19 protein-coding genes and 1 pseudogene are annotated in these 26,373 nt (G+C 49.6%); 4 read left to right on the forward strand and 16 right to left on the reverse strand.

The genetic code is table 11. From position 1 onward, the window contains the following. Nucleotides 1-41 precede the first annotated feature (41 nt). From L1F29_RS19945 to L1F29_RS19975, 7 genes are all read right to left on the reverse strand, one after another. Nucleotides 42-1,409: a sensor histidine kinase gene (locus tag L1F29_RS19945; RefSeq protein ID WP_258383810.1), complete on the reverse strand. Its 1,368-nt coding sequence runs from the start codon at nt 1,407-1,409 to the stop codon at nt 42-44. Next, entirely contained in the window at nt 1,406-2,080 is a 675-nt protein-coding gene (locus tag L1F29_RS19950) for a response regulator transcription factor (RefSeq protein WP_258383811.1), read from the reverse strand. Before L1F29_RS19950 ends, L1F29_RS19945 begins: the two co-directional genes overlap by 4 nt. 162 nt (nt 2,081-2,242) lie before the next feature. Then, entirely contained in the window at nt 2,243-3,346 is a 1,104-nt protein-coding gene (gene tnpB / locus L1F29_RS19955; RefSeq protein ID WP_258389745.1) for an IS200/IS605 family element RNA-guided endonuclease TnpB, read from the reverse strand. A 1,018-nt stretch (nt 3,347-4,364) separates the two neighbouring features. After that, a complete protein-coding gene (locus tag L1F29_RS19960; RefSeq protein WP_258383812.1) occupies nt 4,365-6,242 on the reverse strand; it encodes a heparinase II/III domain-containing protein in 1,878 nt (625 codons plus the stop codon). A 246-nt stretch (nt 6,243-6,488) separates the two neighbouring features. After that, nucleotides 6,489-7,151: a FusB/FusC family EF-G-binding protein gene (locus L1F29_RS19965; RefSeq protein ID WP_258389746.1), complete on the reverse strand. Its 663-nt coding sequence runs from the start codon at nt 7,149-7,151 to the stop codon at nt 6,489-6,491. 350 nt (nt 7,152-7,501) lie between these two features. Continuing rightward, nucleotides 7,502-10,840 carry an ATP-binding protein gene (locus L1F29_RS19970; protein ID WP_258383813.1) on the reverse strand — a complete coding sequence of 1,113 codons (3,339 nt, stop codon included), beginning with the start codon at nt 10,838-10,840 and terminating at the stop codon, nt 7,502-7,504. A gap of 187 nt (nt 10,841-11,027) precedes the next feature. Next, nucleotides 11,028-13,019, reverse strand: coding sequence for an outer membrane protein assembly factor BamB family protein (locus L1F29_RS19975; RefSeq protein WP_258383814.1), 1,992 nt, complete (start codon nt 13,017-13,019; stop codon nt 11,028-11,030). A 298-nt stretch (nt 13,020-13,317) separates the two neighbouring features. Between L1F29_RS19975 and L1F29_RS19980 the strand changes: the two genes are divergently transcribed. Continuing rightward, on the forward strand, nt 13,318-14,052 hold the full coding sequence (locus tag L1F29_RS19980) for a stalk domain-containing protein (RefSeq protein WP_258383815.1): 735 nt from the start codon (nt 13,318-13,320) through the stop codon (nt 14,050-14,052). Between the two features lie 117 nt (nt 14,053-14,169). Here the strand turns inward: L1F29_RS19980 and L1F29_RS19985 are convergent, their stop codons facing one another. From L1F29_RS19985 to L1F29_RS20010, 6 genes and pseudogenes are all read right to left on the reverse strand, one after another. Further along, nucleotides 14,170-15,351, reverse strand: a complete 1,182-nt coding sequence (locus tag L1F29_RS19985; RefSeq protein ID WP_258383816.1) for a DUF2515 family protein — start codon at nt 15,349-15,351, stop codon at nt 14,170-14,172. Between the two features lie 193 nt (nt 15,352-15,544). Beyond that, on the reverse strand, nt 15,545-16,432 hold the full coding sequence (locus L1F29_RS19990; RefSeq protein WP_258383817.1) for a fructose bisphosphate aldolase: 888 nt from the start codon (nt 16,430-16,432) through the stop codon (nt 15,545-15,547). A 159-nt stretch (nt 16,433-16,591) separates the two neighbouring features. After that, nucleotides 16,592-17,677 (reverse strand): Gfo/Idh/MocA family protein, encoded by a 1,086-nt coding sequence (locus L1F29_RS19995; RefSeq protein WP_258383818.1) that lies wholly within the window; start codon nt 17,675-17,677, stop codon nt 16,592-16,594. Nucleotides 17,678-17,951: 274 nt separating this feature from the next. Then, nucleotides 17,952-18,098: pseudogene (locus L1F29_RS20000) on the reverse strand (alpha/beta hydrolase); the annotation flags it as partial. Nucleotides 18,099-18,137: 39 nt separating this feature from the next. Then, nucleotides 18,138-18,584, reverse strand: a complete 447-nt coding sequence (locus tag L1F29_RS20005; protein WP_258383819.1) for a DoxX family protein — start codon at nt 18,582-18,584, stop codon at nt 18,138-18,140. 64 nt (nt 18,585-18,648) lie between these two features. After that, nucleotides 18,649-19,593 carry a helix-turn-helix transcriptional regulator gene (locus L1F29_RS20010; RefSeq protein ID WP_258383820.1) on the reverse strand — a complete coding sequence of 315 codons (945 nt, stop codon included), beginning with the start codon at nt 19,591-19,593 and terminating at the stop codon, nt 18,649-18,651. 222 nt (nt 19,594-19,815) lie between these two features. Between L1F29_RS20010 and L1F29_RS20015 the strand changes: the two genes are divergently transcribed. Next, nucleotides 19,816-20,829 carry a CapA family protein gene (locus tag L1F29_RS20015; protein ID WP_258383821.1) on the forward strand — a complete coding sequence of 338 codons (1,014 nt, stop codon included), beginning with the start codon at nt 19,816-19,818 and terminating at the stop codon, nt 20,827-20,829. Nucleotides 20,830-20,925: 96 nt separating this feature from the next. Beyond that, on the forward strand, nt 20,926-21,555 hold the full coding sequence (locus L1F29_RS20020; protein ID WP_258383822.1) for a hypothetical protein: 630 nt from the start codon (nt 20,926-20,928) through the stop codon (nt 21,553-21,555). A 112-nt stretch (nt 21,556-21,667) separates the two neighbouring features. Here the strand turns inward: L1F29_RS20020 and L1F29_RS20025 are convergent, their stop codons facing one another. Next, entirely contained in the window at nt 21,668-22,168 is a 501-nt protein-coding gene (locus tag L1F29_RS20025; protein WP_258383823.1) for a DinB family protein, read from the reverse strand. A gap of 137 nt (nt 22,169-22,305) precedes the next feature. On the opposite strand from L1F29_RS20025, the gene L1F29_RS20030 reads away from it, so the two are divergent. Beyond that, the gene (locus L1F29_RS20030) at nt 22,306-22,662 is read left to right on the forward strand and encodes a dihydrofolate reductase family protein (RefSeq protein WP_258383824.1); all 357 of its coding nucleotides are present in this window, start codon (nt 22,306-22,308) and stop codon (nt 22,660-22,662) included. Nucleotides 22,663-22,748: 86 nt separating this feature from the next. On the opposite strand, the gene L1F29_RS20035 is transcribed toward L1F29_RS20030, so the two are convergent. Both L1F29_RS20035 and L1F29_RS20040 read right to left on the reverse strand, forming a co-directional pair. After that, nucleotides 22,749-23,930 carry a cellulase family glycosylhydrolase gene (locus L1F29_RS20035; RefSeq protein ID WP_258383825.1) on the reverse strand — a complete coding sequence of 394 codons (1,182 nt, stop codon included), beginning with the start codon at nt 23,928-23,930 and terminating at the stop codon, nt 22,749-22,751. A gap of 67 nt (nt 23,931-23,997) precedes the next feature. Continuing rightward, complete coding sequence (locus tag L1F29_RS20040; protein ID WP_258383826.1) at nt 23,998-26,319, reverse strand: glycoside hydrolase family 2 protein; 2,322 nt, start codon at nt 26,317-26,319, stop codon at nt 23,998-24,000. Nucleotides 26,320-26,373: the final 54 nt, after the last annotated feature.

Raw genomic sequence — 26,373 nt, forward strand, 5'->3', positions numbered from 1 at the left:
TACGAAACCGCTTCAAGACGAATGATACCATACGAATCTAACTAATCTGTCGGCGTTGTGATTGGCAAGGTGACAATGACGGTCGTTCCTCGGCCGGGCTCACTTTCCACTCGGATGTCACCTTGATGAAGCGATACGATCTGTTTAACGATGGCAAGTCCCATACCGCTGCCGCCATACTTACGACTGTGGGAACGATCGGCCTTAAAAAACCGTTCGAATATACGCTTCTGGTCCTCGAGGGAAATGCCAATGCCAGTGTCGGATATTCGGACTATCACGTTTTTGATATCTTGTTTGATGCTGACGTTAATAACGCCGCCATCCATGGAAAATTTGATGCTATTGCCGAGTATGTTCGTCCATACCTGGTTTAATAGATCATGATCAGCCATTATTCGAACGGCCTTCAAATGGAGATCGAAACGGATGTTGCGAGCCGACCATTGCGGCTGGATCGCGACGATGACTCGTCTGATCTGTTCATCAAGGCTGAACGTGACCAACCGCAGTTGCTGTGACTGCGATTCAAGCAAACTCAGCTTTAGCAGGCTATCGCTCATCTTGGACATCCGATCTGCTTCAGCGATGATAATATCGAGATAACGGCTTCGCTCGTTATCTGTGATGCTTACTTGCTTGAGCGCTAGAGCATAACCAGATATCGAGGTGAGCGGCGACTGAATTTCATGAGATACGTTCGATACGAAATCCCTGCGCATCTGCTCAAGTTGCTGCAGATCGTGCATCATTTCTTCGAAGCTGCGAGCCAAAGTACCTAGCTCACCCTTTTGCTTAATATTTAGCTTGACGCTGAAATCTCCACCTGCGATACGCCTAGTCGCTTTTGTCAGTTTTTTGATCGGTCTGACTAGGAACACGGCAGCAATCAGAATCACCAGGCTTCCTGCTATCAACGAATAGGTTAAAAAGTTCAAAATCCACTTTGTGATAAAAGAGGCGGAAGGTGGGGCGATCGGTTCTATAAACATCGCTTTCGTTCCCATATCCGTTGTCAACGGCATCCCTAAGAGAACAGTAGAAACACCACTCGGATTGACTTGAACAACATCTCCATCTAGTACACTTATTACTTGTTCCATAGACACAGTAACAGGTTTGTGTCCGTTAAGCGCTCCGTAAGACTGGAACTCACCCGTTTCTTCGTAAATTCGAATATGATAGGATTTGAGCTGATTCATTCCACTTAAGAACGTGTCCGCTTCACCTAACGGCAATGTCTCGTAAATCCGCGAGATGTCCTGACCGAAGTGAAGTAAGGGAATTCGCAGGTTTTCGTTCAATTTATCTTCAAATATCCAAGTTGCCACATAAAAGGAAATGATCGTGCCCCCGATTACGGAGACTAGAAATGTCAGGACTACGCGTATATATAAGGATCTGATCATTCGTAAACCTCAAGCCGGTAGCCAAGACCACGCACCGTCTCGATACGAAAATCGGGTGTTGTCGCGAACCGTTCGCGCAGGCGTTTAATATGCACATCTATCGTTCGATCATCTCCTGCGTAATCGATCCCCCAAATTTGATCGATCAACTGCTCGCGCGTATAGACTTGTCCGGGTGTTCCAGCGAGCTTGTACAGCAATTCGAACTCCTTGAGCGGCAACGTGATCGACTCTGTCCCTCTCATCACCTTATAGGTCTGCCGGTCAAGAATGATGTTGCCGAACCGGATCGACTGCGTGGAGCCGATCCGGTATCGTTTCAGCAATGCTCTAACACGAGCCGTCAACTCCAACGGATCGAATGGTTTCGTCAAATAATCATCCGTGCCAAGCTCGAACCCTTTCACTTTCTCCCATGTTTCGCCCCTCGCAGTCAGCATAAGTAAGGGAAGATCAGGATTGGCTCTTCGGAGCTCCTTGCATAACGTCCAACCATCCATAATCGGCATCATAATATCGAGCACGACAAGATCGACATGCGTTGAGGCGTAGACGGTCAGTGCTTCCTTGCCGTCCGCGGCTTCGGCTGTTGTGAATCCGTCGTTGCGCAGAAATAAACAGACAAGTTCGCGTATGTTCGCATCGTCGTCAGCAACCAGTATAGTAGGCATCCGTTCCCTCTTTCCCTGTTGTCCATCCTATATTGAAGTAACCATTATACTTTGAACTACCCCCGCCTACGCTTGCTTAGAGGCGAGGGATTCCTGGGAGCAGCCGACTCCTGTCAGCTTCTAATCCAGGCGATCCCTGTCGTCCCGACAGTTCAGCTTGCCTTACATGGCAAGCAAACGCAAGCCTTCTTTCCTTATGTTTACGGCTGCATTATGGTCGCGATCATGATGGCTCCCGCATGCCGGACATCTCCACTCCCGCAACTGCAATTGCTTGACTTCCTGGTTGCGGTATTCACATACCGAGTATAGCTGGCTGGAGGGAAATGTTTTCCCGATGATGACGATCGTTCGCCCATACCAGTTCGCTTTGTATGCCAATAGTTTACGGAACAAGGACCAGGATACATCGGCGATGCTCTTGGCCAGTTTGTGATTTTGTTGCATGTTTTGCACGGACAAGTCTTCCAGGCAGATCGTTTGGTTTTCACGGATCAACCGGGTTGACGCCTTGTGCAGAAAGTCGAGCCTACCGTTCGTAATGCGTTCATGCAGACGCGCCACTTTCAGGCGGGCTTTCTCGCGGTTTTTTCCGCCTTTGGCACGGCGTGACATTCTCCGCTGCCATTTGGCCAGTTTGGCTTCGTGGCGGCTCAAGAATCTGGGAATGTCGATTTTGTCGCCACCCGACAAGGTCGCGAAATGCTTCAAGCCAAGATCAACACCAACTGCTGGGTCTTGCGGTACCGGTACGTAAGGATAAGCGAGCATCTGGCAACAGACGGCAACGAAGTATTTTCCGCTCGGCGTGCGTCTAACGGTAGCCGATAAGATCCGTCCCACGATTTCACGACTTTGGGCAAAACAAACGAAGCCAAGCTTGGGTAAGCGAATGCGGCTGCCTTCTGCCCTAATGGAATCGTTATTGTTTTTGGAGGTGTAGCTCTGTTCCCGCCCATGCTTTTTTTTGAAGCAAGGATAATCGTTTCGTTTTCCAAAGAATCCTTGAAACGCCTCATCCAATGCTTTCAGGGCACTTTGAAGCGCTGTTGCATCGACTTCCGCTAACCATTCGTGATCTTGTTTCAATGAAGGAAGCTGTTTGGAGCAAGCGGTATACCCCAGGAGTTTTTGTTCGATACGATAGGTTTGCCTGCGCGCGGCAAGGAAATGATTGAAGACGAACCGGCAGCAGCCCAGCGTTTTATTGATAAGTAATTTCTGCTCCATTGTCGGATAGAGACGAAAGCGGAAAGCCTTGTGTATGGGAATCACCACCTGAGGCTGAGGATATCCTTATTATAGCACATACGTTCGTGGTCTTCGTATTTTTTAAGCACTATATTCCCTATTCCGAACAACACCAGTAGCGCATTCATCCCACCACCTATAAGAGGATGGGGGTCTTCTGCGCTAATGATGATAAATAAATTGAATACCCCCAATTCTTCTTATAATCAAGAACAGGATATCATGAAAGGTCGGATATTCATGCAACCTGTCCGTCTATTGACTAACAAAAAAGCAATAAAAAAGGGCTCAAAACCGAAATCAGTGCTTGACAAAACAAAAGGAAAATGAAGTTACAAGCGAAAGCATACTTGCATGAAGAATGTGCGGACACCAGAGACCTTATTTGCCTCGATTCTCTGCTTTTTGCAGGACTTGCGGACATGGAGCACCTTATTTAGCTTCAAATGTCAGGTTTAGGTTCCGTTTCACCCCTATAACGGATCCTGTGTCCGTTAGAATCCAGTTTGGACTTTAATCATTGTAAATAGCGGCTTCTAGGTCCGTTGGGGTCAAGCCTGAACGCGTCATTTTGGCCTGATTAAACATTTTGGCGTATTCATCCATTTTCCAGCAGACAGAAACATCAGGCTTCACATCCATCGCTACGACATACGAAAGCACGGTCTTCGGATCATAGGACAGCCGCGCCTTTGCCGTACGGCCTCCATTGGTTATATGAACTGGGAGGCGATCAGCGGCGAAAATTCACCAATGTCCGGATCATTTGCAATCGTTGCGATCATTTGCACATATCTTTGATCGATATTCCGTGATTGTTGCAAATCAATTCTGATGTCACTTTGGCCTACACCCATATTAGAAATAAAACCGGGAGACTGAAGCGCATTTTTTGTTAATAATGTAATAATGGATTTGCATGAGCACATCAAATACCACCCAAGTTTTCTTTCATGACTCAGGTGGCGTTTTGTTTTCTATTAAACTACAGCTGTTATTCGCACGAAAGGAAATTATGAATCGGTTAGTTGTTCTATTCTATCTTACTAATTTTGATGATGCATTCACCCTGCTTCGCAGGCTTGATTGATTGAAGCTTAATCCGGTATAATTCCGCTCCCCATACACTCCGCATCGCTTTATCCTCAAGGGGAATAAACTCGATCGAGCCCGTAAACATATTATGGTTATATTGAATGTGTATTCGATTGGAATCTTCAGCTTGTAAGATATAATGTCCATATTCATCCGCTTGAGGCTGTCGCACCGTCATTAGAATCAATGTAATATCATCGCTCGTTTGATGTAACCGATAATGATCTTTGATTTCAACATACGGGGACGAATCACGAATGAGACTTATGGTCCGTACCCAGCTTTTAATTCCCGCGGCATCGGGATAGGCTCCCGCGATGTTCATCGATAACGCTGCAGCCTTATCATCATGTCTGTATTCGACTTCTTCGGCTCTGTACTCGCTTCCGTTCATTTGCTCCATACCATTTACGATAGGCAGATTGTGATATCCGGACTGCATCGCCCATAAGGTATACCGCTCAGAGAAGAACGATTTCGACGTATAGGTCAATACACCCGGATCTACAATCAAAGGGGAACCATTGTAATAGACGATGAATTGCCCAATATCATTGTGGTTATGACTCTCGTCATTATGCCCCCCCTTAGCGGCAAGGAAGAATCCATTGGACGAATCCTCCTGCTCTCGTGCCACCATTACTTGAATGCCATCAAGCCACGCGTCTCGGACGTATGGTGATTCAACATCAACCTGCTCGACTTCCCTGAAGTTAAATAAAGCCGGCAGCACACGAAACATGGGTGAAAACTCTAATAAAGTCGCTTCCTCCTGCTTCTTATTTTGCACCATGGCTCCGAGCCCGCATAATTTGCCATCGTTAATGCGGCGCCCGTACCGATATGTAAGCTCTGCTGGGATATGCACTTGTGCAGGGCTGTCAGCAAAATTGACGAAATAGGAATCATCAATGAGCGCTTTGTAAATGTAACGGCCGATTTGTTGAATTTTGGGCTCATGGTAAATATCGATTATGCCGTTTGAAGCTCCGTACAGCAGCTCCAGACAATCGAATAGCGTTCCTCCTGCATACATCCAATACTTCGGACCTTCCTCGCAGCCGCCATCGGAAGGAAGTCGTTGAAGATATTGATCCAAGCTGTTCATCGCCTTGATCGCCGCTGCTTCCCGTCGAACAGGGTCTTCTTCCAACAGCAAGAACGCCGCTAAGCAATTGGAATTACACCAGGAGTTCCAGTTGTTCAACATCTTCTCTTGATTGAAACCCATCCACCAGAAATCAGTCCGCTGTAAATAAGGATCAAGAATTCTCCTTTTCACTTCGTACTGTATACGTTCGCATACCATCATACTAATTCCATCCAACCTGGTCTTCAGCAGATAATACGTCCAGGAGAGCAGCGCCGCCGTTTCGGCCGAAAACAATTCGATGATCGGGTCGGCTGCATCCGGAAGAGGATCCTGTCTTCTCATCATATAACCGTGAGCCGGGATCCCCCAGAACGATTCTTCGCAAATGCACCAAATTCCGTTGACGATATCATCCAGGAAGCGCCCTTGATTATCGAAGCATTCGGCTATAACTAAAGAAGCCAGTATCTCTCTTCTCTTCCACGAGGCCGTGTCAAAAATAACACGATTACCCGTTCTGCTATATTCCATATATTCAGTGGCGGTTAAAGCAGGCCATGTATAATTGAGATTACGCGTGCCTCTGTCGATCCAAAACGTTCTTAGTTTTGAAGGCAGCTCGTTCCATTGTTCCCGGTCTTCAATTGTCGGAAACGGTCTATACGCTTCCTTTGGAAGCAACCACTCGCGAAGATGATCCGTACCATAGCGCTCTGCTAACATTGTAACATCGACCTCATCTCTTAATCGTCCTTACAAATATATTCCATCTTCGCGTTCACCTTTGTCAATGCAATCGATATTCGTTGTCTGACAACGGCGGAAGGCAGGGTTTCCCGAGCTCGAAGGTATCGACGAAGTCAGACCTTGAAATGACTGCTTCCACCCCAAGCGGAAATCATTATTAAAGCAGATAAGCCCGCCATTAATGGCGGGCTTATTGCGATTAAATGGATAGTAGAAGCCATGCTAGACTTCCCGGTACCCCATAACCTCTTGTACGAACCTTTCCAATGCGGTGACATCCGTGATGTTCTTATTGCAGACGTCGCTATTCACACATAAATAGTTGCCGATTGCCTTATAGTAATCCGGTGAAGCGTTTGCCGGTTTCGATTTGGTGATCGCAGAGAATAAGGCGACTTCCGCATGCCGGTTGCACAGAAAGCATACGCCTTTATTCGCCGGAGTAAATCTGCCTTCGACGCCGACGGCTTGCCCGTTCAGATGATAGACAAGGAACATTTTGTTCGTTGCGATGTCGGTCCAGCCAAGATAGGTGACATACCTGTAGTCGATAGCAGTTAAGTCTGGCGTCTTCAATTTTTTGATTTTGGGAAACAGCTTGTTAAGCTGCTTTCCCGTCACTTCGCCGAATTCCGCCATATAAGGTTCCAACGCATTCAGATAGTCCCGAAATTCTCCATCTGCACGCAAGGTCGTACTGGGCTCCAACCTTTGTTTTTCAAGCTCAGTGGCTTCCGGGAAAGCTTCTAAGATTTTGTACTGGGTGCGATCTCTTACCGCTTCCACCACTCTCGGATCGGATACGGTATTGCAGGCATGCTTCAGCAGACCGACCTGCTTGTGAATAAAATTATATTGATGGTTTCTAATGAATGGTTTGACCATTGTCATTGCTTTTACGCCCCTTATTCGTAATTGTGAAGATAAATAAGGTGCAAAGCCCATTATTAGAAACGATATAAGCTTACTGGGGCGAAATGACGTTCATCGTCCGCCCATGCAAAGTATCGCCCTAATAGTAGGCTTTGCATGAGCTGCTTCTTGTTCCGGCAAATTGATTTGCCATATTTACCGACCTCCATTCCCTAAATATTATAGAAGAAATCCAGTTTGTGCTGCAATCCCATTAATAATTATAAGGAATGTTTACCACGATTGGCGGAGCCGCAGGGTGATCGAACCCCTGACCTCATCGCTGCCAGCGATGCGTGACGCTAGGCATAATGAAATCCGAATCAATCGGGCATTAAAAAACGATCGATATCCGCCAACAGGTTCGGGGAAATTTGCTTCTGCCGCACGGCCTCTGCAGCAAGCTTCGGCATCGGGCGTGACGCGATGACTTGGCTGGAGCCGCCAAGCGCGCACAAACGGTTGAAATATTCCTGTTTGCCCGACTTCCGGTACAGCGCTTCGTTCAAGGAGAACGCGGCAGTCCGAAGTACGGGCGAGTCGGGCTCCAGCCGCCACATCGCGAAGTGGATGGCAGCCTGCTCCCGCTCACCGGCGTATTGTTCCGCCATTTCCTGCAGCTCGTCCATCGCCTCGCCGGGGCCGATCCGTCCCAAGCCCGTCTTTAACTGCATCAGCTGCACAAGAAGCTTGACCTGCAAGTCCCGCCGTTTGAGCCGAATGGCGAGCTTCAGCGCCTCTTCGGCAGCCTCCGCCGCGGCTTCGATTTGATTCTGCCGCTCCCTCAGAAGGCTCGTGAAATAGAGCGCCTCGCATTCGAAGAAAGGGATGCGAAGCTGCTTGGTTAAGCGAGCCGAACGTTCGATCCAACGGCCGGCTTCCTCATGCCGATGCTGCTCCATGAGATTGCAGCCTTCAATGCCAAGCACGACGGCGGCAATATGCCAATCCTGAATGCGCACCGATTCTTCCAGGCAGAAAGCGATGCATTGTTCCGCTTGCTGGCGGGAGCCGAGCAAATAATAATATTTGCCCAGCATGCCCATCCCCATGGCGAAGCCCATTCGCGCCCCGATCGACTTGCTGATCTCCAGCTTCTCGACGAGGCGGTCGTAAGCAAGGGTCATATCATCCGTCTCGAAATAAACCAAAGCCAGTCCGCCCATTGCATCTCCGATGAATAACGCGTCCCGAATTTGCGCGGCGAGGCCGATTTGTCTCTGGAACCAATAAATCGCTTGGTCGTACTCGCATTGGTCGTAATGCAGGAAGCCGATCATGCCGAGGAACCGGACATCGTCTTGCGTTTGATTTCCGGTACGGGACAATTCCATTCGATCTATGAAGTATCGAAGCGACTTGTCGTAGCTTGCCATAAAGTAATGCAAAACACCTAGCGTTCCGTATGCGAAGCCGAGTCCGTCATGGTCCTCCGTCAGCTTGAAGTGGTAGGACGCCCGTTCCAGATGGAATCCGGCTTCCTCGAATTTGCCCAGCAGACGCAAGCAATTGCCGAGCGCGACGTCGCAATAGGAACGCTCATTGATCGTAACCAAGTATCCGTAACGCTCCAGCCATTGCTTGTAAGTGTCCTCCGCTTCGTTCCAATCTCCCATCACGATCAAAGCGTCTCCTAGCTTCATCAGAACGGGTAGAGTCTGCTTAGGAGGCAGCAGCTCAAAAAGCTTTCGGTAATAATTGATTCTCGTCTCGTTGGCATAGATCTTCTCCGCCGCCGCCGCGGCCATTTCATAGTAGGCAATGGCCTCCCGTTCCATCCCCGCAAGCTCGTAGTGAAAGGCGATTTCTCCGGCAACCGCTTCGATCTGCACGCGGTAATAGGCGAGCAGACCTTCCGCGATTTGCCGGTGACACCTGCGTCTCCTGCTCTCATTGTTCAGCTTGTACGCGGTTTCCTTGACGATGTCATGGGTAAAGCCGTAATTCCCGTCCCCCGCCTCCTGCAAAATCTTCAATTGCACCAGCTGCTCCGTGCGCGCAAGAATCGCTTCCTCCTCCACGGCCGTTACCATCGTCAATTGCGCTGCGGAGACGGGCCTTCCGACGGCGGCGATGATCGATACAAGCTGACGATTGACCCGTGACAGCCTGTTCAACCGATTCTCGATTACGGATTTCGCCACTTGCGACAGACGGAATTCGCCGCTGTCTCCGCTCGTTTGCCATTCCCGCAGTGTTTCCACAATAAATAGCGGATTGCCGCCGGTTTCCTCGTACAAATCCGCGGAATGGCCATCCGCCAGCGCATCGCCGACCGTTGCGGCCGCCAAGCGGGCCGTTTCGTCCCTGTTAAGCGGAGCCAGCTCGATTTCGATCAGCTTCCGCTCGGACCGAAGCTCGCCCAGAACATGCGCGACGGCATCGCCTGCATCTTCGTCCGTTCTCATCGTCGCCACCAAGAGCAGTCTGGCGTTGGAATCGCCGCGGATCAAGTAGGAAATAAGTTGAAGCGTCTCTTCGTCGCTCCATTGGATATCGTCAAGAAGAAGAATCAGCGGCTCGCTGGCCAGCAGCATCCGTTCGATCGCTTCGAACCATTGGTTCAACTGCCATTTCTCTTGAATCGGGGTCGGCTTAGGCAAGTCCGGATATCGCTCCAACAGTTCGGGAAGCAGACGCGCCAGTTCGGACAGCCATACCCGGCCGAGCTTCGGCGGCGGAAGGCTCCGGAGCCAGTTGGTTACCGGCGTATAGGATAGCGACCTGACCGACGGATAGCAGCCGGCAAAAGCGGTTTGAATCCCCAAGCTTTCCATGCATGCCTTAAACTCCAGGGCCAATCGGGTTTTGCCGATTCCCGCCTCCCCCTTCAATAGAAGCATGGCGTTTCCGCTGGCCGCGATTTGCTTCCAGGCGCCCAGCAAGCTTTCCCATTCGCCGATTCTGCCGATCAGCGGGGCTTTGCCTTGCAAGGCCGTAGAGTTTCCGCTCCCGTTCTTCGTCAGTCTTTCATACAGACGCAACGACTCCTCCGAAGGGGCGATTCCGAGTTCGGCATGCAGAACTCCGTGCAGCCTTCGAAATGTTTGCACGACGCCGGCCATATCTTTGTTCAAAGCATGCAGCCGCATTACCGTGCGGTACGTTTCCTCCCTTAACAGGTCCTGCGCAAGCAGCTTTTGCGCGAAAAACAGAGCCGACGCATGCTCCCGCTGACGTTCCAGAATGGAAACGAGCTTGTCGAGCGCGGTCAAGTACGTTTGCGCCAGCTGGTCCCGTTTCACTGCGAGCCACTCCTCGACGAACCCGGGCAGCAGCTCTCCACTGTACAGCTCTTCCGCTCTGCGCAGCTCGTGTACCGTTGTTCCTTGCGCCGCCTGTTCGAATTCGCGCACATCCGAATAGATGGGCAGTTCACGATTCAGGCTGATGGATGCGTGCGTAATCTTCAGATAGCGGTCAATATTCGGAACGGATTCCCGTAGATCGTGAAGAAGCTTCCGCAAATTGGACAATGCTTGCTTCTCGGTGGAGTCGGGCCAGAAATGAAAAGCGATTTGCCTTCTGCTTGGGGGCGCGTCAAAAGCGAGAATTAAGTAAGCCAGCAGCAGCGCGGCTTTTTTGCCGGGGATTTCCGATAGGTCTTCGCCTTCGAGGGTAATTTTCAAACTGCCTAACAACTGAAAACTGCAGCCTGCCAAACGGCTCCCCTCCAATCGTCAATCGGATCGTTGTCCATTGTATTCGCTTATTGTGCTGAAATCCCTTTCGACAATCCGGATAAAAAAAGATCCTTTGACGGGGGTCGAAGGATCTGAATGAATCGATATCGCTATATCCAGGCCTAGGAGCCTTAATTTTCATTCCTTCTTCCAATGCCGAAGATTTCTATTTGCGAACCTCCAGCATGCGAACGATGGCCGATGCGGCTTCCGCACGGGTGGACATCGCTTGCGGCGCGAATTTGCCGTCCGGGAAATCCCCGGCGTTGACGATGCCTACCTCCTCGGCTTTGAAAACGGCGGGCTTCGCCCATTTCGGAATATCCGCGTCGTCGGAGAAGCCGGTCCGCGTCACATTGTCCATGGAGAGGTCAGAGGCGCGAAGGATCATTGCGATCATTTCCGCATGGGTAATGTTCGCATTGGGCCGGAACGTACCGTCCTCATACCCGTGGATGATGCCGAGCTTCACCGACTGACGCACCGCCTTCACCGCCCAGGCTCCGATTTTATCCTTATCTTTGAAGGTGAGCGGCGCTCCTTCCTCCCCGGGGGGCAGCCCTCTGACGATCATACTGGCAAATTCAGCTCGGGTAACGTTCCCGTCAGGCCGAAACGTGCCGTCCGGATAACCGTATACGATGCCGAGCGCCACTGCTTTGACGATTTCCGAGCCCAATATGTGCCCTTCAATGTCCGCCAGCTTCGCCGCATCCGTCTCCGGAGCAGGAGGATTGTTTGCCGGAGCGGGAGGATTGTCGTCCATTGCGGCGGTTACGGTCACGACGCATTGTTTGTAGTATCCTCCATCCTCCGACGTTGCCGTAACCGTAGCCGTGCCTGGTCCAATGCCGGTTACTTTGCCTGTAACGTCCACTATGGCGATGCGATCGTCACTGCTCGACCATGTGATTTCTTGATAGGAAGCATTGCTTGGCGCAATTGTCGCCTGCAGCGTCTCGCTTTGCCCGGCGTCCAATTTGAGCGCGGTTTTATTCAGGTTTACTCCGTTAACGTGTACCATGCCGACGGCATACAATTTGCGGTCGCCGGATCCAATATATACCGCTCCGTCAGGACCGACCGCCGAAGCGGCGACAATCTGGCCATTGGTTCTGAACTCCCATTTCTTCGTTCCGTCCGGTTTAATCGCATAGAGCTTCCTGTCGGCCGATCCTATATAGATGGTGCCGTCTGCGCCGATTGAAGGCGAAGCGATCATAATGCCATCCGTATCGAATTTCCATTTCTTCGTTCCGTCGGGCTTGATTGCATAAATGCCTGAGTCGCCCGATCCGACATAGATGGTGCCGTCTGCACCGATCGTTGGCGATGAATAGGAATTGCCTCCATATAGCTTTTTATCCAATGGATATTCCCATTTCAACGTTCCATCTCGCTTGATCGCATACAGTCTCTCTGCACCGGAAGCGACATAGACGGTACCGTCTGACCCGATCGCCGGCGAGGTTTTCACTTCATTGATTGTCGTAAACTCCCATTTCTTCGTTCCATTCGGATTGATCGCATAGAGCTTCTTATCGCGGGAACCGACGTAGATGGTTCCGTTAGAATCAATGGCGGGTTTGCCGCTCATTCCGCCTCCTGTTACGAATTCCCATCTCTTCGTTCCGTCCGGTTTGAGCGCATAGAGCTTTCCATCCTCACATTCAACATAGATAGTACCGTCTTCGCCTATAGCCGCTGTGGAGTATATGGCGCCTCCTGCTTCGAACGCCCATTTCAGCTTTCCGTCAGGTGTGATTGCATACAGATTAACGTCTGAGCCCACATACACGGTGCCGTCTGCGCTAATTGCCGGCGAGGAGTAGACGGCAGCTCCTGTCGCGAACTCCCACTTCTTCTTCCCCTTTTTATCGACTGCATATAGCTTCCCGTCTGTAGATCCAACGTAAACAGTGCCGTCTGTACCGACAGCGGGCGAAGACGAGTTGATCGCTCCCCCTGTTTCAAACGCCCATCGCACCACGCCATTTGAACTCGGCAAATATAGGCTTAGGATAATGTTCGGGTTGGCCTCTATGATTAAATCCGGATTTAACTGAAGATCAAGCGCCTTAACGGTTTGAAGCGGAGTGAGACAAGCCAGCAGCAAGGCAGCGAAGAAAGCAGCATAAAGCGATTTCTTATCAAACATAGTGCAGCCCCTTTCTTAATTAGTAGAAACAGAATCCTTTTAAATTTGACAAGCGCTTCTGCCGCCGCGGCAGGGAAAGAAGAACAGCACCGGAACGGAAAACAGGGCCGCAAGGAATACGAACCAAGTTGGTTTGGAAGAAGACTTCACCAATCTCCTTTCTGAATATTCTAGAACAGCGAGCGCTTCAAAAGCGTTTCCCCCGCCCGCTGCCCGTTTTTGAAACGCTTTTGAAGCGTTTCTCCTGTTAAACTCTTACTTGTTGAATCGATCATGAACCAATGGAGGAAGATTATCGATGAAGAAGACACGCGTTATTCTGTTGCTCGTCATCACCGCCATGCTCTCGCTTTCGGCCGGAGCGTTCGCCGCCAGCAATCTTACCGAGATCAAAGCCTATCTCAACTCGGGGATCAAATTCCGTTTGGACGGCAAGCCTTGGCGCCCGGTCGGCGACAACGGCAAGGAAGTGCTTCCGATCACGTACAACGGAACGACCTACTTGCCTCTTCGGGTAGTTGCCAACGCCTTTGACATTCCGATCACATGGGAAGGCGCCACGCAAACCGTCGGCATGCGCGAGAGCAGCAACCTCACGTTGTATTCCAAAGAGGTGAAAGTGGATAACTGGAGCGAGAAGTTTTACGATGTGGTCGACAAAAAGCAGCTGGTTTTCGGAAATCATCAGTATGAAGGAGCCTACGCCTTTACGGCGGAAAACGCGGGGGTGGGTTGGTATGAGGGATCGCCTTACTTGAAATTCAACTTTGGAAAAAAATACAATACTTTGCATCTGATTCTGTACTCTCCCTCGTCGATGAAGATCAGGGTAATGAACGGCAGCAATCAGCAATTGACGGAGGAGATCAGTCTCGAGGCCGATCGGGTTACGGAGCTGGATGTAGACCTGCAAGGCAGCCAATATGCCTTAGTATCGGCTTACGATGCCGCTAATCAAGCCGAAAAACCGCTTCTCTATATCTTGAAGGACAGCTACGTTACGACGGAAGCCATTCCGGCTTCGACGGAGTAAATCCGGCGCGCTTCAGCCCTTATCTTCGTTGAATCCTAGTAACTGCAATAACGCCCCCGGCTTTTCCGGCTTCCGCGGAATGGTCGGGGGCGTGAATAATGGTGTTCGATTCTACCGCTACAATATCGCCGTCTTGGCCATGACCGCAAGTTCGATTTTGTCCAAGGTGTGGCAGTATGCTTGTTCGATCCCCCCTCCTGCGTGTTCTTCATGCCCCATCAAATAAGCGATCACTTTCCAATCCTCCAACCAGTCTCCGACCACCGCTTCTTCATGCTCTACGTTGCTCCATGCATATTGCAGCGCAGGGCTATAGAATCGGCTGGCCCCCGGCTTTAACTGACAATCGTCCAATCGTTTCTTGTAAGGCGCTCCAGGCACGGAATCGTTCACGTCGTTGAACAGATGCGGCCAGTAGTCTTTGCGGGAAGCCGTGTGCGGATGATCCTTCGCCCAGCTTAATATGCCCTGAAGACGGTCGGGATGACCGAAGAGCAAGGCATACAACCGTTTGCCGAGCAGGATTCGTTCATGCAGCGATCCAAACCGATGTAGCGTTTCACCGATCAAACCGGTCGCGGCCGTTTGAGGGACACCTTCTTCCGACAATGTATAATACGGAAAAAGAATTTGATTCATGCTCAGCCAATCATGGAGTTTAAACTCCAGCGTCTGCAGAATCGTATCCTGATAATGCTGATTCTGGATCATTCTTTTTTCCAGATAGCTCTGCTCATTGATTACAAGAGCGATAGTAAGAAGATAACGGTCGCCGCTTGTCCAGAAATGATTCCACATGACTTCCATAAAGGCCGATACATGAAAAAAGGGAAGCAAATGAAACAAGCTCTTCTCTCTGCGCAAGCTTTCCTCATACAATAAAAATTGCGGATAGGCATCTTGGAAAATCAGCCAATTGCCGCGTTCCAAAAATTGAAAAAATCGATTCTGTTCCGCAGCGGAAAGCAAGCGAGAATGAGGCTCCCCGCGCAAATCCGTCATATTCCAGCCGCCGTTTCTGGAGACCATATGCCCCAAGAAGGCCCATTCAATCTCCGGATGCCGCCGATAGTACTCCTCATACGCCATGGTGCGGGTAATATTGTTCACGTTAAATTGGCGGGTGCGATCCTGAATGTGCCGGATGAGGAGTTCATCTTTTTCAGGCAGTTCGGATAGGTTTAACGATAGCTTATGGGCGAACTTCATTTTCCTCTTCAATTCTCTTTTGATTCGGTGTAGCGCCGGAAACGGGCTTTTCTTAAGCCAATCCAACGAAGCTAAGAACTCGATTCCCATTCCTTCTTCTCTCCTTGCACACGCGATGGCCAACTATGACTATCCTATTACATGCCTTGAAAGTTAATGACGAAACCGTTTGGACAGCATTGGATACATAACGCAAAGAGGCTAAGCATCATTGAGCTGCTTAACCTCTTTATCAATCGAATATTGTTATTTCTGACTTGTTTCCGGCAGCACGGCTTAGCAATCAGGTGATCGACGCGTTATAGATGGCCTGAATGGAACGGGACAGCATCGCGTTGAACTCTTCGTCTGATTGCTGGGCTGTTAACCCCTCCGATAGAGCACGCGAAAAGCTGGCGATTAAGCCCTCATTGCGGGCCAGCCTTTCATTGGCTTCCTTCTGATCATAGCCGCCCGACAAGGCTACAACCCGAACCATATGCGGATCGTCCATCAAATCCTTATAAAAATTCTCTTCAGTCGGTATGGAAAGCTTCAGCATGACTTTAGCGTCCTTGTCCAGGGCGGATAATTGCTTGATGATCTCCTCTTTCAACAGGTTCTCCGATTGCTCCTTATCCGCGCTATGAATGTCTACCTCAGGCTCGATGATCGGAACGAGCCCCATCGACACGATTTGTTTGCCAATCTCGAACTGCTGCTCAACGACTCTGCGAATGCCTTCCGGGTTGGCTTCTTTAATAACCGAGCGCATTTTCGTCCCGAAAATATTTCGTTCAACCGCCCGCTTCAGCAAGCCATTCAACTTAGGCATAGGCTTCATAAGCTGAACGCCGTCGTTAAGGTCGGCAAGTCCTTCATCAACCTTGAGAAAAGGGACGATCTTTTTCGTTTCCCATAGGTAATCGGCGGTATATCGATCATGAATCGTACGGTTCATCGTATTCTCGAACAAGATCGCACCCAGTATATATTTCGAATCGAACGCCGGACTTGTGACGATGCGGCTTCTCATTTCATGAACCAATGCAAACATCTCTTCATCGTTAGAATAACTAGATTCCTTGATGCCGTATTGCAGCAGTGCCTTTGGAGTGCTTCCGCCGCTTTGGTCCAACGCTGCAATAAAGCCTTTTCCCGTATGCATTCGATCCATCTGTTCCTGTTTCATCGCTACTTCTCCTTCTTTCTCGTGTAATGTACGCTGAGGCTAGCCCCTTATCGTACGGTTTAACCATTTCTTCATGGATCCAAACGGACAGCGGCTGCTTGATGCTTATACTGGCAAGGGACTGATCGGCAATAACCAAATATCGTAGTTGATTATAGATTATTCAAACGATGGAATTTCTACTACCGCCCCGCCCAGCATTGCCGATTGATGCGCGCATATGCCTGCAGCCGTCCAATCCGCCGAGACGACGGCGTTGATCGAAGCTTGCCGTTTCTCTATGATGCTGCGGATAAATTCGTGAGCGAGATGCGGATGGGATCCGTGGTGCCCGTTATCGGCGTAGCGCCTGATTTCAGGCGGCAGCAAATGACGGAAGTCCGGTTCCGGATCGATTGAATGCCGAGTATATTCGGTTCCCCTGGCATACGCATTGGCCTCTCTGCGTCTGTACATCACCGGTTCATCCAGCCATTCGAATGAAAGCTCCTCGCCATAAACGCTGAAAGTCTCCGCGCCGCTTCTTGCCATATGAAACAGACTTCTGGACACTTCCGCAGCCAGATTCTCCTTATCCAGCTGAAAAATCGCGCATTCGATCGGGTAAGGATTGCCGTAAGGCCGCTGTAATTCTTCTCTCATGAAGCCCGATCCTAAGCAATGAACCTTCTTGGCTCTTGTATTGGCAATCGCAAGCAGAGGCCCGACTGCATGCGTCGCATAATGCATCGGCGGCAATCCCATCCAATAGGAAGGCCATCCTTCCATGTCCTGATAATGAACGCCGCGAAGGAATTGAATATGACCGAATTCGCCCTGCTCTATCAATTGCTTGATATGTAAATAATAAGTCGTATATACGGCCGTCTCCATCATCATGTAGTTTCTCTCGTTCCGTCTTGACGCCTCAACGATGGCGGACAATTCCTCCAAGCTAGTTGCCATCGGAACGGCACATGCGCAATGTTTGCCGGCGTTCAAGGCATCGAGCGTTAGCTGTGCATGTGTAGGTATAGGGGTTAATAGATGAATGGCGTCGTATTGATCCGAAGCGATGACTTCCTCCACGCTCGCATGTCTTCGTTCGATTCCAAGCTCGTCCCCTCTTTGCTTGAGCAAATCTACATTCATGTCACACAGCCCTACATATTCCACATCGGGGTGATCCTTATAAATTTCCGCGAAGCTATAACCAAATATTAAACCGACTACAGCGATTCGAACTTTAGGGCGATTTGCCGACATCCAGATCTCCGCCTCTCATTGGTCTCCTTATTTTGGTCCTCATCGATTCTCGCAACCCATTATACAATGGCGCAAATGAAATGACGATGAGATAATACATACGGGATTTGTGATTTTTCACCCAAGCGGACGTACATACGGCCATCCCATCCACAGGCTAGGCGAAGCAAAACGAATGGAAGTTTTAGACTGACCCAAGTAATAGAAACAGCGGCAGCCATGGACGGAAAATAATGTCCTGGACTGCCGCTGTTTGATTCAGTTAGCGTACACATTAGCTGTGCTGATTCGGTATCGTGGTATGTTTAGAGATCGAATCGATTATTAGATTCCAGTCGTCGTAGTGAAGCTCATGCCCAGTACCTTCCAATGGGAGTAAAACCGCGCCCGGAATTTCGTTAACAAGATTTTTCCCGTGTTCCTTGAGGCTGCGAAATGAACAGAAGTTATTGAGTTTTCACTACCCAAAGACCGGCGAAGCCAATATGACCGCCGCGATAAATACGATCTGCAGCAGACACCGGACAAGCAGCTTGGGAACAGGCTTGCCGCCAATCGTCAGTTTTTTTCTAGCAGCGTACGCATTCGCGGGAAACATGGCGATCAGTAGAATTGTCAAGCAAACGGAAGCGGCTTGGGATGTCGCAGGGAGCATAATTCCGATAGCTCCGGCGATTTCCAAGTACCCGGTTGCCGTAACGATCCAATCGGGTCTCGGAAAAGAAGGGGGTACCATACGAATGAGGTCGGGACGCCTTTTTCCCCAGTGTGCGGAAGCGGTTAGCAGCAGCATGACAACCACTGCTCCTTGCAGTGATGAATGCCATTCGTCGAAATAAGACCAGCCAAGCAAACCGAATACCCGGAACAATAAAAAGGATGCGACAAGCGCAATAAACGGCGCCACAATGATCCCTCCGTATATATAGATTTTCAAAGCATTGACCATGCTTTTTATTGCTTTTTTAGCCTCATTGATAATAAGCTAACAGCTCGGAAAGCCGGATTCGGATCGACTCCTTCAATTCTGCCGGCTCCCGCAGAACGGCTTCATTCCCCAGAGCAATGAAAAATTCGGTCAAAAAAGGAATATCGCTCCGGGACAAATCCGTATCGATCAGGCCGCTCCCGTCTTCATGTACGACCAGCATGGAATCAAGCCACAGTTCGGCTTCGCACCGCTGGACTCCGGCTAGGCTCAATTCTGCAGTAAGGCGTATGGGCTCCCTCAGTTCGGCCGCTTTCCGCCGACTAAGGCCGATGTCGCCCAGTTCGAGCGGTTCAATACCGGCGGTGTCATATTCCGCCTCACGAATACGGTCGCACCGGAATACGCGGAAACCACGACGCAGGAAGCAGTATGCGGTACAATACCAGAAACCGTTGTTCGCATAAATACATACAGGCTGGATCTGCCGATTGCTCGTTCCTTCATCCTTGGACTTGTATTCGATAACAAGCACCTTTCGATGAATGGCGGCATCAAGGAGAATGGATAAGCAAGGAGCCTCTCCCCGCCTGGTCGGCGTAATGAAGTCGACCCGATCCTTCATGCTATCGATTCGGTCCCGGACGTCCCCGGGCATATGGAGATAGAACTTGTTCAGAGCAGAAGCGGATTCTGCTTCGAATGGCAGCGAGGAATAGTGGCGCAAGGCGTGAACCGCAAAAAACATGGCCACGGCCTCATCCTCCGCGAAGGCGATCGGAGGAAGCACCCTCTCCCTGACCACCTGATAGCCCCCATGCGGCCCTACTTGTGAGTAGAGCGGCACCCCAAGCTCGCTCAATTCCTGCAAATCCCTCAGAATCGTGCGCTTTGAGACGCCGAATTCGTCTGCAAGCTCTTGAACCTTGAACCGGCGTTTACGGTTAACCGTCATCATCAATTTTAACTGCCGTTTGGATTTGGACACTCCGATCACCTACTATTTACAAGCTGCATCAGCTTACGCCTTGTATTGTAATATTTATTGGGCGGGCTGTAACCCATACCTAGACATGTATCCCCCTCATATATTACTACATACGTACTCCGAATTAATTCCAGGAAGTAATGGGTTCCTCTCCTAAGGATATCCTACGCGAAAGTTATTTTGATACATGCTTAGCCAAATAAACAATAAGTGGTGAAACCTTTGACCGATATTCAGATAGCTGCTGTCGGAGACTTAATGGTGAAACGATATATTATTTCCGATGCAAAACTGGCTAATGGGACATATTCTTTCGATCCGCTGCTGGAAAAGGTAGCCCCCATTCTAAAGAAAGCGGATTTGACGATCGGTAATCTTGAAACCACTTTTGCTGGTACCCGAAACAAAGTGAGACGAAAATCAGGCGGTCCTTTGTTTACTTGTCCGGATGAAGCGGCTCCGGCTTTAAAAAGAGCCGGGTTCGATGTTTTAATTACAGCTAACAATCATTGTATGGATTATGGCTCCTCGGGTTTGCTTCGAACGTTACGAATTCTTAAACAGAATGGGATTGAACATACCGGTACATTTCACTCCCTTCAACATTCGAAGGAATTTCTGATTAAAACCGTCAAAGGTGTAAGGATTGGCATCTTAACCTATACAGCAGGGCTTAATGGCATTCCACTGCCTTCAAATAAATCATGGATGGTCAACTTGATACGAAAGAAGCAAATGATAGCAGATATTAAACATTTAAAAAAACACGCTGATCTATTGATCGTGTATTTACATTTCGGAAAAGAATACAGTCATAGACCAAACCGGAAACAAAGGCAATTAGTGAACCTTTTATTTAGACATGGAGCGAATATTATTTTAGGATCGCATCCGCATGTACTTCAGCCGTTAATCAGAAAGGGAAAACGGCAAATGGTAATCTATTCCTTAGGTAATTTTATATCGACCCAATTAAAGAGAAACATCCATACACAAAGCAGCATCATTCTTAAAATTAAAATCAAAAAAAACGATAAGGGGGAAATCATCATAGCGGAGACTGAATATACTCCGACTTTAGTTCATCGAATAGTTGAGAATGGCCGCGCAAAAACAGAAGTCATTCCCATTCATGAAGTCATGAAACAAAACCATCCAAATTTAAAAACAAAACAGCGTCAACAATACCAAAACATGTTAAACAAAACAATTAAAATAATAAAAAACAAGGCTTAAAATTGATTTAACCAAAGAAGCCGCCTAAAGAAGCTCTTGTATGCATTGGATTTCATTCGCCTTCATTCCCAAATTTAGTGCGAAGGGGAGAATTAATTGATTATCAAGGGAACCGTTATTGTCAGGATTAGCAGATCTCGTAAAGATAATGAAATTTTTTTAAATGGGTGTGCTCAAGGCGGGAGTGCTCTTCTTCAGATAAGCAACGGCACTTCCGCGGTATTCCGAAGGGGAGCCACTCAAAAACGTGTAACCATATTGGCTGTACCGGGGGAGGATTGTCCAGGCGAGCAGGTTAATAATTTCTTGGAGGTCAGTCCGGCAACAGCAAGAATGTTTCGATTAACGAATGGATTTCTATATGCATTGGAATTTAATCAAAAAACAAACGTGCTGACAATAAGTCTAAGAAGGACTCAAACTACAGCACCTTTCGGAATTGAAGAAGTGAATGTACAAAGGAATGACGTATTCTTAGTTACTGGCGGAACGCACGATGCGCTAAATTTACCGGGCGATAATACGGTACTAACCGTAATAAGGGCTGGTAAAGTAAGAAAGTTGAAATCACAAACCTTCGCCGAGGGTGAAGCCGAATTCGGTGACGGTTTTGAAACCAGCGCTCAAACAGCAGCCTTTTTTGGCTTTATAACTGGCAATAGATACGTTCTAAGGTTTAATCAAGTAACCCTTGTGCTCGAAATTCATAGTGTCGGCGGAAAATAGAACATTCCTTCATGGTGAAACCAACCTCTAAACGGGGTTGGTTTCTGACTTTTCCATCGATCCGGCAACCTGGTCAGAATTACTTCGTCAGGATCAGCAACCGGACCGCTTATCAAAGCGGCGGCTTCTTCACCCCCATTTGTTTCCAACCTTCCTTTGAAGGACCGTATACCGCAGGGATATTCAATCCCGCTTGACGCATAAGAACGGTAACCTGTCCTCTATGATGAGCAATGTGCTTCATTAATCCCATAAAAATGGCAGCATTCGATTCCTGTCGTCCGAAGGCATTTTGTACTTGTTGCAATGTATCATCCGTCCATTGTTCAACAACAACTTTAGCTGCATCAGAGCTAATTTTACGAAAGGTCTCGGCGATTTCGTTCGCAGAGGGTACTTCATCTGAATATTGTACCTGATCGATTATAAGACCGAATTCAGTCAAGTATTCAGGGATGTTCGTTACAAAATGCCACGCAATTCTTCCCAAGGTGCGACCTTCAGGATATACTTGCTGCTGTAATGATTCATCGGTTAACGCGTCTAAAACTTTTTGCGTTAGTACAGCCTCGTTATTCCATTCTCTGATAAAATCTGAAACCGTCATATACATAATAGATTCATCCCTTCTTGAGAAACTTGTTCACGGCTTGATTAAAATCTTTCTAACATCGGAGTGACGTGTCCGCCTTCTTCTCCAATATTAATCGTTAATAGTGACAAGGATTGTCATAATCATGATTTTTAATTGTGATCTATTTTGCCAGCGAACAGATTTTAATTTTATCATTCGACCGGTTCGCCGCTGTATGGCCGCGTCACCTAAATGATTTGGTAATCTTCGGCAGTCCGACCCTGTCGCACTATCTCATGCAGCATGAATTAATCGATGAGTACCGGTTAACGGTCAGTCCCGTCGTACTCGGAAGCGGCATCCCATTATTTACGGGGATGGAGCAAACGAAGCTCACCCTGCTGGATACGAGAAGATTACGGTCAGGCGTAATCATCCTTCACTATGAGACGAATAGACCGTATTCGTCGATCATCAATAACGAAAAAAACCGTGCGAAAGAAATTTCAACCACGGTTACGCGGCAGAAATAATCGCGAAGCCTAAACGAATACTAAGCATGAAAAAGCGATCCAACGGGCGCCCCTGCCCCATTGGATCGCTGCTTTTTTCCCAATCGTTACTCCAGCTTCGACATGCGCTTATTCATCTCCTGAAGCATCTCCAGTTGGTAACGGCGCTCATTCGAGCCCAGGATCGTATTTTCAGGCTGATTCGGAAGATCGTACACCCATACGGCTGTCAGCGGTACTTGCGCTTTCTCGATTTCACCCATGTAGGATTCAAACACCGGTCTTCCGGTTTCCTCAGGACCGCTGACGCCGATTTCGCCGATAAACAGCGGCTGCTTCGCCTCTGCCGCGGCTTCCATCATCAGCGGAATCAATACGGTCGGGTCATCCGGTGCGCCGAATCTGGCTTCTCCCGGATAATAGTGCACCGTTAGCATGGAGTACGGCGGCGGATTTTGATCCTTCAAGATGGCCGTGAAGTTTTCCTTCGTATCCTGCACCCACGAATTGTTCTCCCGCTGATGCCAAGCCGATGGCCGCGGCAGGGCATTCCCTGTGAGAATAATGCGGCTGGGATCTATCTCCCGTACGGTCTTCGCAAACTCCGCCTGCAGCGCAGCCATCGTTTCGCTCGTCACGTCGTCCTTCTCGGTCCGCTCTGTCGGCGTTCCAAGCTCCGGCACGACTGGCGGTCTGGCGTCCTTCGCATTCGGCAGGTCCACCTGCAGATTGAATTCGTTGCCGAGTTCCCATCCCCATATCGCCGGCGAATCCTTATACCGCGAGACGACCTCCTTTACATAGGTGCGCATCATATCCATCGTTTTACTGTTCACGTCGCCCCAAGCGTTTCTTGGCTCCTTCATCACATCCGGCCACGAGGTTTCGGCCCAAACGAATGAGGGAATCAGTCCGACGCCTTCTTTCTCCGCCGTTTCGACGACATCATCCATCAGCTCGTAGTACTTCTTCCGGTCATCGAAATACAGCTTGAAGCTCACCGGCCAATAAGGACTTGCGGCGAATCGGACGAACGGTATGCCGAAGCTGCCGATTTCCTTCAATCCTTCTGCATAGCTCTTGTCGTTCGGATCATCCAGGGTACGGTTAAACATACTGAAAAAATTAAGACCTACGCCGTGATACGGCTTGCCGTCACGCGTCAATATTCCTTCTTCATTCACACGCAGTCCCAATGTATCCGGCTCCTTATCCAATAATGAGCATCCCGATAACACAAGCAGCCATACAAGCCAAGCAGCCAAAGTGCTTAAACCGACTTTTCTCATTTTCGCGTTGACCCCCCGATTCGATAACCATCCTTCTCTCTATTCGCGTTGACCCATGACTCGCAAGCTATACGCCGACCTGGTCGGCTTGAAACGATAGAGGCAGCTGCGCAATCTTCTCCAGCCATGCCTTGTACTGCTCGTACGAGAAACCCGGCGTTCCCTGCAAATAATGATTGCCATACTCGGTCCCATCGATTTCCCAGCGTATCAGGATCAGACGCTGCTGGCTGCGGGGGGCGCGAATTGCGCCCAGCTCGCCAATTCCATTCGCTTCGATCGCGAATGGCCCCTGAAGCAAGGTCTCGTTGCTGTCCGCATCCCATACGCGGAATGTTCCCTTGGCCGCTTGATTGCTGTCATTGCCGATCTTGACCCGAACATGCCAGCTGTCCGGTTCGTCGACCATAATGCAGACAGGCTGCTGGGAACGCTTGATATAATGGTAGGCAAGCTTCTTACTGTAATAGTAATCAACGATGGCGTCGGAGAATTGCGGCCAGCCGTCAATCAGATTCCACCACAGCACCCCTGTCGTATGCCACTTGCGCATCCTGACACGCTCGATAAAATACTTCTTCGCTTCCGCCTGCGAGATTTGCGATGCGATAATGAAATCTTCAATCCGCTCCGGATATTCGCCGAACAGCTCATTAATCTGATCCGCCATCAGCTGCACACGGTATCGGTAGGCCGAATCCGGTCCGCGTACCGGGGCGGTGGCATGCGTTACCCACTGCTCGTTATCCTTCCATGGCCATACATGATCTTCATCGATATATCGTAGGATCGAGGATAGATTCGTGCAGCCGTGATAGCCCATCTCCCCGGCAAAATGCGACTTGGCCATGGAGTAGAAGCCGCTCTTGAAGTAATCGCGTGCGCCCCACAGATGCCGCTCAGGATATGCATCTTCATTTTTCAGCCGGTAGGCCTCCGGAGAGATGTATGGCGAGCTTGGCACATAAGGGCGGTAAGGATCATGCTGGAACAATACCCTTGGCAGCACCTTTCGCGTGAGCACATTATCATTCGGATCGAGTCCCATATATACGTAGCTGTCATCGCACTCATTGTCGCCGCACCAGATCGCCAGCGAAGGATGATTGCGCAGCTTGCGCACGACACTCTCCGCTTCCTTCCGAAGCGTCTCTTGGAACGCAGGGTCCTGCGGATACATCGCGCAAGCCATGGCAAAATCCTGCCAGACGAGAATACCGTTCCGGTCGCAAAGCTCGAAGAAATCATGATCCTCATACACGCTGCCGCCCCAGCAGCGCAGCATATTACAATTTAGATCGACCGCCAACGCAATCGCTTCGGCCACCCGGCCCGCATCCTTGCTGTGGAACATGTCGAGCGGCACCCAGTTGGAGCCTTTGATCAAGATAGGAACCCCGTTCACTTTGAACATAAACTGTCCGGGATGCTCGATCGTCGAGATATCGGTTCGAATGAGCTCTACGGTACGAATCCCGATGCTGTCCACTCGCGCATCGAGCACTTCATCGCCGCTGAGAAGCTCGGTCGTTATCTCGTACATGGCTGCATCGCCATAGCCTCTTGGCCACCACAGCACGGGATGCGGAATAGCGAAGCGAAGATGACCGTATGTAAAATGCAGCGGATAGGTTTGTTCGAACCGCGAGCTTCCGCAAACTGCTGTCAGTTTGAGCTGCAAATTCTGCAATCGGCGCGGCTCTGCGTGCAATTGATAGAACAGCTGCACAACTGCTTGCCGTGTGTTTGCTTCCATCGTGGAGAAGAACAGATCGCAGATTTCGTTCGCTTCATGCACAGCAATCTCGACGGATCGCCATATGCCTGCGGAAACCGCACGAGGCATAATGTCCCAGCCATACATATGGGGCGCCTTCCGAATCCACAGCTGCTCGTAGTTTGTTTGCATCGCGCGGCTCGATGGATCGTACCGCTTCGACATCGCTTCGATAACCGCCGATTGGATGCGGACGGTCAGCTTATGCTTCTGTCCCTGTTTGATCCGGCCGCTCACATCGAAGCGGTGCTCGATGAGCATATTGTCCGATTGTCCGATCCGTTCGTTATCCAGCCAATAGGTCGCCATGCAATCGACGCCGTGAAAAACCAGCTCGACGCGGCGGCTGCCGATCGGTTCGTCCACCTGAAGCTCCCTTTCATACCACCACTCGTAGGTCTCATATTGACGAAGCTCGTAAATATTTTCTCCGACGTACGGATCGGGCAATAATCCCGCTTCAACGAGATCCAGCTCCACATTGCCGGGGACCTTGCCCGCGACGGACTGTAAAGAAAGCGTTTTCAAATGTTCGGGGTCTGAAATCTGATGATCCCCTTGCGGAAAGTAATACAATGTCCATTGACCGTCAAGTCCGATTGTTCTGGTCATATACGAAGTAAGCCCCCTGTCCGGATGATCCGAAGCGTATAACACTCCTTTCAT

The organism is Paenibacillus spongiae (genome assembly GCF_024734895.1).
Lineage (GTDB): Bacteria > Bacillota > Bacilli > Paenibacillales > Paenibacillaceae > Paenibacillus_Z > Paenibacillus_Z spongiae.